Source organism: Lacinutrix sp. MEBiC02595 (assembly GCF_053601555.1).
Window position 1 is genome coordinate 1 of the sequence record NZ_JBSHNU010000167.1, and the last position, 1,344, is coordinate 1,344.

At 28.3% G+C, this 1,344-nt stretch carries 1 protein-coding gene; it reads right to left on the bottom strand.

Annotated features, from left to right (window positions below):
* Nucleotides 1-371 precede the first annotated feature (371 nt).
* A complete protein-coding gene (locus ACVCZW_RS03690) occupies nt 372-1,166 on the bottom strand; it encodes a hypothetical protein (protein WP_452231673.1) in 795 nt (264 codons plus the stop codon).
* Nucleotides 1,167-1,344 lie beyond the last annotated feature (178 nt).

The window sequence follows — 1,344 nt, forward strand, 5'->3', positions numbered from 1 at the left end:
CTTCAAAGTCAGCTTTGTCGTAAGATTCCAGCAAGGTTTCTTTTGTAATTCCGTTGTTTAATTTATATCCTAATTCTTTGTACGTTTTTAGTTGTTCCTCAAAACTTACTTTAGGAATTTTCTTGACGTTTTCTTTCAAAAGCTTATAGGTTTTAAATCCTGTCAGAATTAAAAACACACTTATTACTATAATTATCGTTTTTATCATCGATTTTTTTTCAAATTGGTGCTAACGTGTTTGTGTATGCTTAGTTGCGTGTGTAAGTTACTAATTTAGTAAATAAAAACGGACTAGAAAATCTGCAAAGATTTTCCGAATAGGCGAGAACCAAGCAATTAAATATACACGGTGTTGTAGGTAGTTTTTCTTTTTAGATTTCTAATTCTTGATTAAATTTTCGTCTTATCGCGCCAATGTAAATGTCTGTTCGTGATGCAATAAGTCTTTGATGATTTTTTAACGCTCTTTCATTAAATATTCCAACTAAAAAATATTCAAGACCTCCTGAAGGGGTGAACTTATAATACCATAAACCACAACCACTCATACCATTTAAAGCAATGCTATTATTAGTTTTTTTTGATTTAGACAAATATTGGGATTTATTATAATTGAGAAGTATACTTTTATTAACATCTTTTTGTAATGCTGTATATTCATCTGGATTAGATATACCACTTGTAGAATGGCAGAAAATATTCAAATTAATATTCTCTTCCTTATATTTTGGTTTATTCATTTTGGAAGGAAATCCATTTATTGAATAAAGTGGAAGTTCTTCTACTTTATGATTAAATAAGATTTTTTTTTCATCTAAAAATGTGTAATGCTTAATTAGGTCTTTTGTGGTTTCAGAGTTCAGTTTTAAAATGGCTACATCAATATCATCATTATTTCTGTCATTGTTTTCATTTTTTATCCAAACTCCTCCAGGATAAATTGCTTTATTTCCAGATATAGAAATAGCAATGTTTCTAATATCATTATCTATAACGTGGGCTGCTGTCCAAATATAATAATCCGATTCAATCTTTACAAGAACTCCTGTTCCTAAAGCATTTGGTTTTTTATTTTCGTCAACTATAAAAAAAAGTATAGTTGTTTTAACCATTTCTTTAATAAGTGATTCTTGTTTGTTGAAAAATAATTCTTCTAAATCATTCATTTTTTATCTTGATCGGAGGATTTTTTTTAAATTACCTACAACGTGTTTGTATATGATTAGTGGCGTGTTTCAGCACCTAATTTAGTAAATAAAAACGGAATAGAAAATCTGCAAAGATTTTCGTAAGCAAGCTATAACTAGCCATTAATTATATACGTTGTTATCTATAGGTCTTTTC

Excerpts from the sequence above, each read along its gene's own strand:
- ACVCZW_RS03690 (WP_452231673.1), bottom strand. The coding sequence starts at position 1,166 with ATGAATGATTTAGAAGAATTATTTTTCAACAAACAAGAATCACTTATT.